This is a genomic window from Streptomyces mesophilus, from assembly GCF_011044995.1.
Taxonomy (GTDB): domain Bacteria; phylum Actinomycetota; class Actinomycetes; order Streptomycetales; family Streptomycetaceae; genus Streptomyces; species Streptomyces mesophilus.
This window is the reverse complement of record NZ_JAAKZW010000091.1, coordinates 1-13,442: the sequence shown is the minus strand read 5'-3', so window position 1 is coordinate 13,442 and position 13,442 is coordinate 1. Positions and strand designations below refer to the sequence as shown.

General features: G+C 68.9%; 7 protein-coding genes, 1 tRNA gene and 1 rRNA gene. 3 read left to right on the top strand and 6 right to left on the bottom strand.

Annotated elements, in window-relative coordinates; all coding sequences use genetic code 11:
* Positions 1-254: 254 nt before the first annotated feature.
* On the bottom strand, positions 255-5,753 hold the full coding sequence (locus tag G6045_RS21260; RefSeq protein ID WP_328707846.1) for a HAMP domain-containing protein: 5,499 nt from the start codon (positions 5,751-5,753) through the stop codon (positions 255-257).
* Positions 5,754-6,072: 319 nt separating this feature from the next.
* On the opposite strand from G6045_RS21260, the gene G6045_RS21255 reads away from it, so the two are divergent.
* Positions 6,073-8,757 carry a SpoIIE family protein phosphatase gene (locus tag G6045_RS21255; protein WP_165333624.1) on the top strand — a complete coding sequence of 895 codons (2,685 nt, stop codon included), beginning with the start codon at positions 6,073-6,075 and terminating at the stop codon, positions 8,755-8,757.
* 76 nt (positions 8,758-8,833) lie between these two features.
* On the opposite strand, the gene G6045_RS21250 is transcribed toward G6045_RS21255, so the two are convergent.
* Positions 8,834-8,906 (bottom strand) — tRNA-Thr (locus G6045_RS21250).
* A gap of 117 nt (positions 8,907-9,023) precedes the next feature.
* On the opposite strand from G6045_RS21250, the gene G6045_RS21245 reads away from it, so the two are divergent.
* Complete coding sequence (locus tag G6045_RS21245; RefSeq protein ID WP_165333623.1) at positions 9,024-9,938, top strand: alpha/beta hydrolase family esterase; 915 nt, start codon at positions 9,024-9,026, stop codon at positions 9,936-9,938.
* Between the two features lie 26 nt (positions 9,939-9,964).
* Here the strand turns inward: G6045_RS21245 and G6045_RS21240 are convergent, their stop codons facing one another.
* Positions 9,965-10,591 (bottom strand): NAD(P)-dependent oxidoreductase, encoded by a 627-nt coding sequence (locus tag G6045_RS21240; protein WP_165333622.1) that lies wholly within the window; start codon positions 10,589-10,591, stop codon positions 9,965-9,967.
* 49 nt (positions 10,592-10,640) lie between these two features.
* The gene (locus G6045_RS21235; RefSeq protein ID WP_165333636.1) at positions 10,641-11,576 is read right to left on the bottom strand and encodes an EamA family transporter; all 936 of its coding nucleotides are present in this window, start codon (positions 11,574-11,576) and stop codon (positions 10,641-10,643) included.
* A gap of 92 nt (positions 11,577-11,668) precedes the next feature.
* Here G6045_RS21235 and G6045_RS21230 point away from each other — a divergent pair, with 92 nt between their 5' ends.
* A complete protein-coding gene (locus G6045_RS21230; RefSeq protein WP_165333621.1) occupies positions 11,669-12,532 on the top strand; it encodes a LysR family transcriptional regulator in 864 nt (287 codons plus the stop codon).
* A 7-nt stretch (positions 12,533-12,539) separates the two neighbouring features.
* Here G6045_RS21230 and G6045_RS21225 read toward each other — a convergent pair whose 3' ends face one another.
* Both G6045_RS21225 and rrf read right to left on the bottom strand, forming a co-directional pair.
* Positions 12,540-13,214: a DegT/DnrJ/EryC1/StrS family aminotransferase gene (locus tag G6045_RS21225; protein ID WP_206344002.1), complete on the bottom strand. Its 675-nt coding sequence runs from the start codon at positions 13,212-13,214 to the stop codon at positions 12,540-12,542.
* 104 nt (positions 13,215-13,318) lie between these two features.
* Positions 13,319-13,435 (bottom strand): 5S ribosomal RNA (rrf, locus tag G6045_RS21220).
* Positions 13,436-13,442: the final 7 nt, after the last annotated feature.

Genomic DNA, 13,442 nt, shown 5'->3' with positions numbered 1-13,442 from the left:
CACCGGTCGCCGCCCCAGGGGACGACTCCGTCCTGCCGCCCGTCCTTGTGCCGGTCATGGTAGCCGCACCCCGCCTGTCGCCACACCCTGTCACCGCGATGTCACTGTGCACGTAGCAGAAACGCAAGCGGAGACCAGAAGGTTCCCCGAATCCCGCACCTCTACACGGCAACGGACACGTTCCGTCAGCACTTCCCCGTGTCCGGCCGCTTGTCCGGGCGCTTCACGCACGGACAAGCGGCGCACGCTCCCGCTCAGTCCTCGTTCATCCAGCTCTCCATGACCGAAAGCAGATGGTCGGGATCGACGGGCTTCGTGACGTAGTCGGAAGCACCGGATTCGATGGCCTTCTCACGGTCGCCCTTCATCGCCTTCGCGGTGAGCGCGATGATCGGCAGACCCGCGAACTGCGGCATCCGACGGATCGCCGTCGTCGTCGCATAGCCGTCCATCTCCGGCATCATGATGTCCATCAGGACCAGCGTCACATCGTCGTGCTGCTCGAGGACTTCGATGCCCTCGCGCCCGTTCTCCGCGTACAGGACGGACAGGCCGTGCTGTTCGAGGACGCTGGTCAGCGCGAAGACGTTGCGGATGTCGTCGTCGACGATCAGGACCTTCTCGCCCCCGAAGTGATAGCTGGGCCGCTGCTGCGGCGCCGGCTGTTCCGCGCCCGTCCACGGCTCCTGGCCGCTCTGTCCTGCGGTCTGGCCGGGCAGCGCGGCCCGCGGCTCGGCGGCCTGTACGGAGCGCCTGCGGCGCCGGAACAGCGTGCCCGACTGGGCCACCGGCTCCGGCTCGGCGAACTCCGTCTTGCCGTTCTCGCTCGCCGCGAACGGCTCGTCGACCGGCGCGGGCGGCAGCGCCTGCAGGCCCGTGTGGCTCGCCGGCTCGATGGCGGTGGCCAGTTGGGCGTATTCCTGCGGCGGCAGCTCGTTGGGGTGCATCGGCAGATACAGCGTGAAGGTCGAGCCGCGGCCCGGTTCGCTCGCCGCGTGGATCTCGCCGCCGAGCAGCCGTGCGATGAGCCGGCTGATCGACAGACCCAGGCCCGTACCGCCGTACTTGCGGCTGGTGGTGCCGTCGGCCTGCTTGAACGCCTCGAAGATGACCCGCATCTTGCTGCCCGGGATACCGATGCCGGTGTCGGTGACCGAGAACGCGATCATGTCCGCGTCCGGGCTGCGCAGCGTGCCCATCTCCAGGAGCTGGGTGCGGATCTCGTGCGGCACCTCGGTGCCCGCGGGCCGGATGACCAGCTCGACGGCGCCGGAGTCGGTGAACTTCACCGCGTTCGACAGGAGGTTGCGCAGCACCTGGAGGAGCCGCTGCTCGTCCGTGTGCAGCGTCGCGGGCAGCTCCGGAGACACCCGTACGGAGAAATCGAGGCCCTTCTCCGCGGTGAGCGGCCGGAACGTCGCCTCGACGTAGTCCACGAGCTGGACGAGCGCGATCCGCGTCGGCGAGACGTCCATCTTGCCCGCCTCGACCTTGGACAGGTCCAGGATGTCGTTGATCAGCTGGAGCAGATCGGAACCCGCTCCGTGGATCGTCTCGGCGAACTCGACCTGCTTGGGCGAGAGATTGCCCTCCGCGTTGTCGGCGAGCAGCTTGGCGAGGATCAGCAGCGAGTTGAGCGGGGTGCGCAGCTCGTGCGACATGTTCGCGAGGAACTCGGACTTGTAGCGCATCGAGACCGCGAGCTGTTCGGCGCGCTCCTCGAGGACCTGGCGGGCCTCTTCGATCTCGGTGTTCTTGACCTCGATGTCGCGGTTCTGCTGGGCGAGCAGCTCGGCCTTCTCCTCCAGCTCGGCGTTGGACAGCTGCAGCGCCTTCTGCCGGTTCTCCAACTCCTCGGAGCGGTCGCGGAGTTGCTCGGTGAGCTCCTGCGACTGCTTGAGCAGGACCTCCGTCTTCGTATTGACGGAGATGGTGTTGACGCTGGTCGCGATCATCTCGGCGATCTGGCTGAGGAAGTCCCGCTGGATCTGCGTGAACGGCTGGAACGAGGCCAGCTCGATCACCCCGAGCACCTGCGCCTCGAAGAGCACCGGAAGGACGATCACCTGCGCCGGCGGGGCGTCCCCGAGCCCCGAGGCGATCTTGAGATAGCCGGAGGGCGCGTTCTCGACGAGGATCGTGCGCCGCTCCTGCGCGGCCGTGCCGATCAGCGTCTCGCCCGGCTTGAAGGACGTCGGCATCGAGCCCATCGAGTAGCCGTAACTGCCCATCATCCGCAGCTCGTACGCCTCCTCGTCGGACGTCCCGACCTCCTTGGCGTCGTCCGTGGGCATCGCCAGGAAGAACGCGCCGTGCTGCGCGGAGACCACCGGGGTCAGCTCGCTCATGATCAGGCCGGCCACGTCCGCGAGGTCGCGGCGGCCCTGCATGAGGCCGGAGATTCGGGCCAGGTTGCCCTTGAGCCAGTCCTGTTCCTTGTTCGCGATGGTGGTGTCGCGCAGGTTGGCGATCATCGTGTTGATGTTGTCCTGAAGGACCTGGATCTCGCCCGCCGCGTCGACGTCGATCTTCAGGTTGAGGTCGCCGCGGGTCACCGCGGTGGCGACCGCGGCGATCGCGCGCACCTGCCGGGTCAGGTTCCCGGCCATCTCGTTCACGGACTCGGTGAGGTCGCGCCAGGTGCCGTCGACGTCGCGTACCCGCGCCTGACCGCCCAACTGGCCTTCCGTACCCACCTCGCGGGCGACTCGGGTGACCTCTTCGGAGAAGGAGGAGAGCCGGTCGACCATGGTGTTGATCGTGGTCTTGAGCTCCAGGATCTCGCCGCGCGCGTCGATGTCGATCTTCTTGGTGAGATCGCCCTTGGCGATGGCGGTCGTGACCATCGCGATGTTGCGCACCTGGCCGGTCAGGTTGGCCGCCATCTGGTTCACGGACTCGGTGAGGTCCTTCCACGTACCGGCGACGCCGGGTACGCGGGCCTGACCGCCCAGGATGCCGTCCGTGCCCACCTCGCGGGCCACCTTGGTGACCTGGTCGGCGAACGAACTCAGGGTGCGCACCATGGTGTTGAAGGTGTCGGCGAGCTGCGCGACCTCGCCGCGCGCCTCGATCGTGACCGTACGGGTCAGATCGCCGTTGGCGACCGCCATCGCGACCTGCGAGATATTGCGCACCTGGCTGGTCAGGTTGGAGGCCATCAGGTTCACGTTGTCGCTGAGGTCCTTCCAGATGCCGGTGACTCCCGGCACCCGGGCCTGACCGCCCAGCTGGCCCTCCGTACCCACCTCGCGGGCCACGCGCGTGACCTGCTCGGCGAAGTTGGAGAGCTGGTCGACCATGGTGTTGACGGTCGTGACGAGTTCGAGGATCTCGCCCTTCGCGTCGACGGTGATCTTCTTGGAGAGGTCGCCCATGGCGACCGCGGTGGTGACCTCGGCGATGTTGCGCACCTGGGAAGTCAGGTTGTTCGCCATGAAGTTCACGGACTGCGTGAGGTCCTTCCAGGTGCCCGCGACCCCCTGGACCTCGGCCTGCCCGCCGAGGATGCCCTCGGTGCCCACCTCGCGGGCCACCCGGGTCACCTGGTCGGCGAAGCTGGAGAGCTGGTCCACCATCGTGTTGAGGGTGTTCTTCAGCTCCAGGATCTCGCCGCGCGCGTCGACCTCGATCTTCTGCGACAGGTCACCGCGGGCCACCGCGGTCGCGACCTGCGCGATGTTACGGACCTGGGCGGTGAGGTTTCCGGCCATGCCGTTCACGGAGTCGGTCAGATCGCGCCACACACCGGCGACGCCGGGCACCTGCGCCTGACCGCCGAGCCGGCCTTCCGTGCCCACCTCGCGGGCCACCCGGGTCACCTGGTCGGCGAAGGCGGAGAGCTGGTCCACCATCGTGTTGATGGTGTTCTTGAGCTCCAGGATCTCGCCGCGCGCGTCGACCTCGATCTTCTGCGAGAGATCGCCACGGGCCACCGCGGTGGTGACCTGGGCGATCTGCCGTACCTGTGAAGTCAGGTTCCCCGCCATGAAGTTGACGGAGTCCGTGAGGTCCTTCCACGTACCCGAGACGCCGTCCACCCGCGCCTGTCCGCCCAGGCGCCCCTCGGTGCCCACGTCACGGGCCATACGGGTCACCTGGTCGGCGAAGCTCGAGAGCTGGTCCACCATCGTGTTCACGGTGTTCTTCAGCTGGAGCATCTCGCCGGAGACGTCGACCGTGACCTTCTGCGAGAGATCGCCGTTCGCCACCGCCGTGGTGACCTGGGCGATGTTGCGCACCTGGCCGGTGAGGTTGCGGAAGGCGGTGTTCACCGAGTCGGTGAGGTCCTTCCACGTACCGGCCGCACCGGGCACCTCGGCCTGTCCGCCGAGCTCACCCTCGACGCCGATCTCCCGTGCCACACGCGTGACTTCGGAGCCGAAGGCGGAGAGCTGATCGACCATCGTGTTGACGGTGTTCTTGAGCTCCAGCATCTCGCCGGCCACGTCGACGGTGACCTTCTGCGAGAGATCACCGCTGGCCACCGCGGTCGTCACGGTGGCGATGTCGCGCACCTGGGTGGTGAGGTTGCGGAAGACCGTGTTCACCGAGTCGGTGAGGTCCTTCCACGTACCCGCCGCGCCCGGCACGAGCGCCTGCCCGCCGAGCTGTCCGTCGAAGCCGACCTCGCGCGCCACGCGCGTGACCTCGTCCGCGAACGTGCGCAGCGTCTCGGTCATCTGGTTGATGGTCTCGGCGAGCTGCGCGACCTCGCCGCGCGCGCTCACGGTGACCTTGCGGGACAGATCACCGTTGGCGACGGCCGTGGTGACCTCGGCGATGCCGCGCACCTGCGCGGTGAGGTTGCCGGCCATCAGGTTCACCGAGTCGGTGAGGTCCTTCCACACACCGGCCACGCCGGGCACCTGCGCCTGACCGCCCAGCTCGCCTTCCGTGCCCACCTCGCGGGCCACACGCGTGACCTCGGAGGAGAAGGAGGAGAGCTGGTCGACCATGGTGTTCACGGTGTTCTTCAGCTCGAGCATCTCGCCCGCGACATGCACGGTCACCTTGCGCGACAGATCGCCCTTGGCGACCGCGGTGGTGACGAGAGCAATGTCACGCACTTGCGCGGTGAGCCGGTACGCCATGGTGTTGACCGAATCCGTGAGGTCCTTCCACGAACCGGACATTCCGCGCACCCGGGCCTGCCCGCCCAGCTTGCCCTCCGTACCGACCTCGCTGGCCACGCGCGTGACCTCGTCGGTGAACCGGGAGAGCTGGTCGACCAGGTTGTTGACCGTGCGGCCGACCTTCAGGAACTCACCGCGCAGCGGATGCGCCGAGCCGTCGGAGCCGGGCGCGCGCAGCTCCATGCGCTGCTCGAGATCGCCCTCCGCGACCGCGGAGAGCACCCGTCCGACCTCGGAGACGGGACGTACGAGATCGTCGACCAGGGCGTTGGACGCGTCGATCGCCGCCGCCCACGAGCCCTCGTAGGCGCCGCTCTCGAGCCGTTCCGTGAGCTTTCCCTCACGGCCGACCATGCGCCGTACCCGCGAGAGCTCGCCGGTCAGATGCAGATTGCGGTCCGCGACATCGTTGTAGAGCGCCGCGATCTCGCCCATCACGCCGTCGTTCGTGACCGTCAGGCGCTTGCGGAAGTTTCCGTCCCGCATCGCTGCCAGCGCGGCGACCAGCTTGTTCAGTGCCGCGGCATCGACTTCCACCGTCCCGTTACCGCGGCCGGCACGGGACTGAGCGCCTTTCGCGCGCGTGGGCTTGCCTCGCGCAGCTGTACCGGACTCCACCGTGTCCCTCCCGCAGGGGTCGACCACTCGCTCGGTTGCTCGATGCTCGTTGCCGGGATTCCCGGGCTACTCCGACTGTCCTTCAGAGCTTGCCCAGTGTTTCACCCTGTCCGAACCAGGCCATAACACTTCGGCAGCTTCGTACTCCGCCGAAGTGTTCGTCGGCACCCTCCGGGCGGGAAACACGGCAACCGGCATCCGCATGAACCGCGAAGGTAAGTAATCTGGCATCCGGCTGTCCAACCACCCCGGTCCGCCCGGCCTGGGCGGTACTACGGGAAATCACGGGCTGACGCGCTTGTGGAGGGGCGGCCGCACGATGGGCAGGGGAAACGTGTACGTGGACGGATCCGACACCGATACGCGCACAGGGAGTGCTGTGATCACCGCGCGAGCGGCCGCCAGCTTCGACCCCGTCGGGCGCTCGGTGGCCAGTGCCCGAGCGTTCGTCCGCGACACCCTCCAGGGCTGGGGCTATACCGACATCATCGATGACGCGGTGGTCCTGACCAGCGAACTTGTCACCAATGCCGTGGTCCACGCCGGCACCACCGCCGATGTGCTGTGCCTGCGCAGTGAAGATGCTGTACGGATCGAGGTCGCCGACCGCTATCCGGAGCGAGAGATCCCGCTTCAGCAGTCTTTGCGCACTCTTGGAAGTCCGGACCGCGAAGGCGGCCGCGGCCTCCAGCTGTGCGCGGCGCTCGCCAGCCGCTGGGGTGTCGAGTACACGCCCACGTTCAAACAGGTCTGGTTCCGTCTCGACCTGCCCGAGCGCCCGGTCGGCACCCGCACCGCGGGCCCCGCGCTCCCGGTAGACCTGCTGCCGGTCACCGACCCGCGCGTCCATGTCGCCGTCGTCCAGATCGACCGCGAGGGCGCGATCACCGCGTGGAGCGACGCCGCGGAGAGCCTTTTCGGATACGAGAGCGAGAAGGTACTCGGCCGCCAGCTGACCGATTTCGCGGCCTGGCCGCACACCCCGGGCACCGGCACGGGCATCGTCGAGGCGCTCCAACTCTCGCGCTGGGAAGGCAGTTACGGGATCCGCGGCGCCGACGGCCGAGTGATCCCGGTCTACGCCTCTCATCTGCGCGTACGGGACCCGGAGGGCGATCCGTCGACGGTCTGTCTGCTCGTACGGGACCACGAACGCGCCGTGCTGCAGAGCCCGCACCGCGGCCCGGCCCCCGACGCGGCGACGCTCCCCGACGCCGGCACGGCGGCCGACCCCTTCGACACCTTCATCGGCTCCCCCGCCCCCGACGATCTCGACGGCCTGCTTCAGCGCACGGTCGAGCGCGCCCGCGACATGCTGGACGGCGACGCGGCCTTCCTGCTGCTGGCCACGGACGACGAGACCGAGCTGGAGGTGCGCGCCTCGACCGGCCTGCCCTCCGCCCGCCAGCGCTTCGCCCGCGTCCCGGTCGAGGCCGGCACGGGGCGCTACGGTTCGGCGCGCATGCCCGCGGTCCACGAGGACCTCACCGTCGTACCGGGCGCGGCCCCGCTGCTCAACGGCACCGGGATGCGCTCGGTCGTCACCGTCCCGCTCAAGGTCGAGGGCCGGCTCACCGGCTCGCTCGGCGTCGCGGCCGAGGCACCGGGGCGGTACTCGAACGAGGAGGCGCTGCGCCTCCAGTTCGCCGCCGACCGCATCGCGCTCAACGTCGAATCCGCCCGCCTCGGCGAGCTGGAGCGCCTGCGCCGCGGCTCCCTGAGCTTCCTGGTCGAGGCCTCCGACCTGCTCGCCGGCACCCTGGACCGCGACCAGACCCTGGCCCTAATGGCCCAGATGACCGTCCCGACGCTGGCCACCTGGTGCGCGGTCTACACGATCGCGGACCAGTCCTCGGAGCCGTATCTCTCCTACGTCCTGCATGAGGACGAGGACCGTATCGACGGTCTCAAGGCCCTGCTGCAGCGCATCGATCCGCCGGACCCGGTGCCGACGCCGGGCGCCCGCGTCTGGAACGCGCCGTCGGAAGCCGCCCACCGCGCCGCTCTGCGCACCTCGATGCGCAGCCTGGGCCTCGGCGAGCCCACGCGCCTGGCCGCCGGTATCGGCACGACGCTCGCGACGGCCTCGGCGGTCGGCGGCGAGACGGTCGTGCTTCCGCTGGTCGCTCGTAACCGCGTCATCGGCATGCTCACGCTCGGCAAGCCCTCCGAGGAGCACTTCCGCCAGGAGATCCTCGAACTCGCCGAGGACCTCTCCCGCCGGGCCGCCCTCGCGCTCGACAACGCGCGTCTGTACTCGGAGCGCATGGCCATCAGCCAGTCCCTCCAGCGCAGCCTGCTGCCGCCCGGCCTTCCGCAGATCCCGGGCGTCGAGGTCGAGGTGATCTACCGCGCGGCCGGCGAGGGCAACGAGGTCGGCGGCGACTTCTACGACCTCTTCCCGATCCGCGACGGCGCGTACGGCTTCGCGATCGGCGATGTCTGCGGCACGGGCCCGGAGGCCGCCGCGGTCACCGGCCTCGCCCGGCACGCGCTCAGACTCCTGGCCCGCGAGGGCTTCGGCGGCCCTGCGGTCCTCGAACGTCTCAACGCGGCGATCCTCGACGAAGGCGCCCGCAGCCGCTTTCTCACTTTGCTGTACGGGGAGTTGTGGCCGCAGGAGGACGGCTCGGCGGTCCTGAAGCTGGTCTGCGCCGGCCATCCGCTGCCGCTGCGTCTGCGCCAGGACGGCACAGTCGAACCCTTCGCCGAACCCCAGCCGCTGCTCGGCGTGATGGACGACCTGGAGCTGTACGAGCAGACCATGACGCTCGAGCCCGGCGATGTGCTCCTGTGTGTGACGGACGGAGTGACCGAACGCCGCGAGGGCACACGGATGCTCGGCGACGACGGCCTGATGGACGTCCTGACCAACTGCACCGGCCTGACCGCGGGCGCCGTCGCCTCCCGCGTGATGCGCGCGGTGGAGCGCTTCGCGACGGACGCCCCGTCGGACGACATGGCGATCCTCGCGATGCGGGTGCCGGAGCCGCACAAGGACTGATCCCGGCACCGGGTCCGCAGCGGCCCCGGAACGCAAAGAACCCCGCCCGGTCACCGGGCGGGGTTCCTTCTGTTTGAGCCCCCATGCGGAATCGAACCGCAGACCTTCTCCTTACCATGGAGACGCTCTACCGACTGAGCTATAGGGGCCTGTTGACCTGCACGGTTTCCCGCTCGGCAACGACACAGATCATACCCCGAATCCCGGTCCCAACAGAACCACCGCTTCCTCTGGACCGACCCCTGCGACGCTGCCACCATGCGCGCATGTCGCCTACGGATTTACGCCGCGCACTCACCGCCGCCCTCCTGACGCTCACCCTCGCACTGGCCGGCTGCTCGTCCGGCTCGGGTGACGCGAAGGGCAAGAAGCCCAAGAAGCCGTCCAAGTCCGCCTCGCCGAAAGTAAGTCCAGGGCCCGGCGACCAGACCGTCACCCTCGACTGGAAGGGCGAGAAACGTACGTACGCGGTCCACGCGCCGCCCTCGTACACACCGGGCCAGAAGCTCCCCCTGGTGATCGTGATGCACCCGTACCCGAGCACCGGCACCCATGTCGCCAGGCTCAGCGCCCTGTCCGCGAAGGCCGACGAGGAGAACTTCCTCGCCGTCTATCCCGAAGGCCTCAACGGCGGGATGAACGCCCTGGTCTGCTGCGGCAGCGCGGACGACGTCGGCTTCCTTCGTACGATGACAAAGAGCCTTGTCGATACATGGGGCGCGGACCCGCAGCGGATCTATGCCACGGGCATCTCCAACGGCGGTGACATGTCCTTCAAGCTGGCCGTCGAACTCTCCGACACCATCGCCGCCATCGCCCCGGTCAGCGGCGGCTACAGCGGCCGCATCACCGATCCGGCGTCCTACGTGCCGAAGTCCCCGGTCTCGGTGATCACGTTCATCGGCGGCGAGGACAAGTGGTACCCGGTCTTCAACGCCGGCCTCACCATCTGGCAGGAACGACTGAAGTGCGAGGAGCAGCCGCCCGCGAAGCTGAAGCAGAAGATCACCCGCACCGCCGCGCGGTGTGCGGACGGCTCCGATGTCGTCGCGTACCGGCTGCCGGAGATGGGCCACAGCTGGCCGCAGGGCAAGGCCGACATGGCTGAGCGGGAAGCGGCGGTGAACGCCACGGACCTGATGTGGGAGTTCTTCAAGTCGCATCCCAAAAAGACGACTTGACGACCCGAGAAGACGGGGAGGGCCGATCAGTAGGCCACGGTCAGATGCCGGATCCCGGAGGGTTCCTGGAGCTCGTCGAGCACGGCGACGGCCAGATCCTCGGCGCTGATGTGCGACCGCCCGTCCGCGTCCACGAGCAGGGTGTCGCCGCCCCTGCGGTACGTTCCCGTGCGCTCGCCGGGGGCGAGCAGCGCCGGCGGGCTGAGGTAGGTCCAGTCGGCGCCTACGTGCCCGGTGCAGACACCCAGTTGCTCGGTGCTCGCCACCGCGATGGCCCGCCACTGCTCGGCCACGTACTGCGGATCGTCGACCACGAGCCCACGCGAGGCATCCGGGCTGCGCAACGGCCCCGCACCGCCCACGATCAACAGCCGTGTACCGTCGGCCACTTCGAGCAGCCGCGCCGTGAGCGGGGCGAGCGATGCCTCGGCTCCCGGCGCGGGCCGGATGGCCAGCACGGCCGCGTCCACGGACGCGAGGAGCGGCTCGATCCCCTCGGGCCGCGAGACGTCGGCGGACACCCACTCCGCACCCGCGGGCAGGTCCTGCGGCGCGCTGCGCGACACGGCGATCACCTCATGCCCTCGGCGTACGGCTTCGGCGGTGACGCGGCTGCCGACCATCCCGGTGGCGCCGATGACTGCGAGCTTCATGTCCGACTTCCTTCTGTCGCTGGGGCGGTACTCAGTGGGTGGGCTGTCGTCAGCGGAGCCGAGGCACCTGTGGACGAGGGCTTCGAGGGCTGAGCTGTCCGGCGACGAGCGCCCCGAGAGCGAGCGCCAGGCCGACGATCTGCCAGCCGGTGAAGGACTCGTCGAGCACGAGGGCCCCGATCACCGCCGCCACCACCGGCGACAGCAGAACGAGCAGCGCGGTCGCGGTGACCGGCAACCGGCGTATCCCCCGCAGCCAGAGACTGTGCGCGATGAAACCACCCACCGTCCCGAGCCACAGGTACCCCAGCACCGCCTGGCCGTCGATCTGCGGCGGCGCACCCTCGAACAGCGCGGTCAGCGGTACGAGGAACAGTCCGCCCGCCGTGAGCTGCCACCCGGTCATGGCCACGGGCCCGACTCCTGCGGGTGCCCGCCAGTGCTTGGTCAGTACGACCCCGAGCGCCATGGACGCCGTACCGAGCAGCCCGGCACCCACCCCGGCAAGGCCGAGTCCGGCGGCCGGCCCGAGCACGACGAGCCCCACGCCGACGGCCCCCGCCACCGCCCATCCGATCCGCCACAGGGACGGACGCTCGCGCAGCACACCGACCGCGAGTCCGGCCACGATCAAGGGCTGTACGGCACCGAGCGTGGCCGCGACCCCACCGGGCAGCAGCTCGGCGGTGAGGAAGAGCAGCGGATAGAACGCGCCGATGTTCAGCACACCGAGCACCGCCGCCTTCCACCACCACGCACCGTGCGGCAGGGCCCGGGTGAACAGGACGAGCAGCAGTCCACCGGGCAGCGACCTCAACAGCGCCGCGAACAACGGGTGGTCGGGCGGCAGGAACTCCGTCGTCACCGCATAGGTCGTGCCCCACGCCATGGGCGCGAGGGCGGTGGCCAGGATCAGGGCGACGGTGCCGCCGACAGCCAGGGAACGCGCCTTGGGCGCTGCCGGCTTCACCGGCCGCGGGGTCATCACTGTGGTCATACGGAGAGTCTCGGCCCGCACCCATCAATCGGTCCAACACATGGTTGTCATAGAACCGATCGCGCTGCACGATAGATCGTATGGAGCTCAGACAACTCCGCTACGCACTCGCCGTCGCCGAGACCCGCAACTTCACCCGCGCCGCCCGCCAGTGTTACGTCGCCCAGTCGGCGCTGAGCCACCAGATCGGCTCCCTGGAACGCGAGTTGGGCGTCCAGCTCTTCGCCCGCACCAGCCGCCGCGTGGAACTGACTCCGGCCGGCGAGGCCTTTCTCGTACGGGCGAAACAGTGCGTCGAAGCCGCTGAGCTTGCCGCGGCCGAAGCGGCGGCCGCGGTCGGCGAGGTCAGGGGCAGCCTCAAGATCGGCATCATCCCCACGGTCGCCGCCGTCGACATCCCCACCGTCCTTCAGCGCTATCGCGAGCGGTATCCGCAGGTCAAAGTCAGTCTGCACGTGGGATCGAGTGACGCCATGAGCGCCCAGGTGACCGCCGGCGAACTCGACGTCGCCTTCCTGGGCCTGCCGGCCTCACGCGAACCTCAGGGAGTGGAGACCCGCGAACTGGCCCGCGAGAAGCTGGTCGCCGTGGTGGCACCGGATCACGCACTCGCGGACCAGAGCAAGGTCACACTCCGCCGACTCGCCGAGTCGCCCTTCGCCGACTTCCCCGTCGGATCCCAAGGTCGCTCACAGAGCGATCTCGCCTTCGAGGCAGCGGAGTTGGAGCGCGAGGTCGCCTACGAGCTGATGTCGGCCGAACTGATGCTGCGCATCGTGAGCCGCGGCCTGGCCGTGGCCCTGCTCCCCTCTCCCATCGCCCACGCGTATCCGGACGTCCGGGTCCTGTCGGTCATCGACGGCCCGCGGCGCGCGGAGTACGTGGCGTGGAGCAAGTTCAACCCGACGCCGGCGACCCGCGCCTTCCTCGAAACGCTGCCTTGAGCACCCTTCAGAAGGCGGGCACCAGCAGCCCACCGAGCGCATTGCACGAGGACACGATCCGCTGCAGCTCGCGACGGCTCAGCTCCCCGCCGATCTGCAGCGCAAGCGTCTCGTCGGCGGCCCGCTCGGTCTCGGGCAGCGCCGCATCACGGCGGTACTCGGGCAGCCGGTGCACCGGCGTCTTCACCGGCACCGAACAGCGAACTCCCTTCGTCCGTACGGCGCGAGCGAAGGCATCACGATCAGGCCGCCCATTTCCCGGCACCCGCACCACATACTGCTGATACGTGTGTCCCGCGCTGTGCACCGGAGCATCGACGCCCCTGAGACGAGCCGACAGATAGGCGGCATGCGCCCGCCGCTGAGCCACCGACCCCGCACCGGCCGTGTCGGCCTCCAGAAGCACCAACAACCCCTTGCCGGTGCCGACTTCATGCACCTGCTGCAGCCCCGCGGACTCCCCGAAGCGCCGCACGGCGACGATCGCGGCCGTGCGCGGCCCTATGGCGGCGGTGACGGAGGAGGCATCCAGACAGTACGTATCGGGATCGATGTCGGCGAACACCGGCAGTCCACCGGCTGACACCACGGCGTCGGTGATCTCGGCGTTGCCGTACGCCGGCACGATCACCTCGTCACCGAGTCCGATACCCGCGGCCTTGAGCATTGCGACGGTACCCATGCCGCGGATGCTGTCCGGACAACGTGAACGGGAAGTGACGCAAAACAAAAAGACGCCGGTCCCCGAACCGAAGTTCGGGGACCGGCGTCTTATTATCAAATTTAGTTCGGCGGCGTCCTACTCTCCCACAGGGTCCCCCCTGCAGTACCATCGGCGCTGTGAGGCTTAGCTTCCGGGTTCGGAATGTAACCGGGCGTTTCCCTCACGCTATGACCACCGAAACACTAT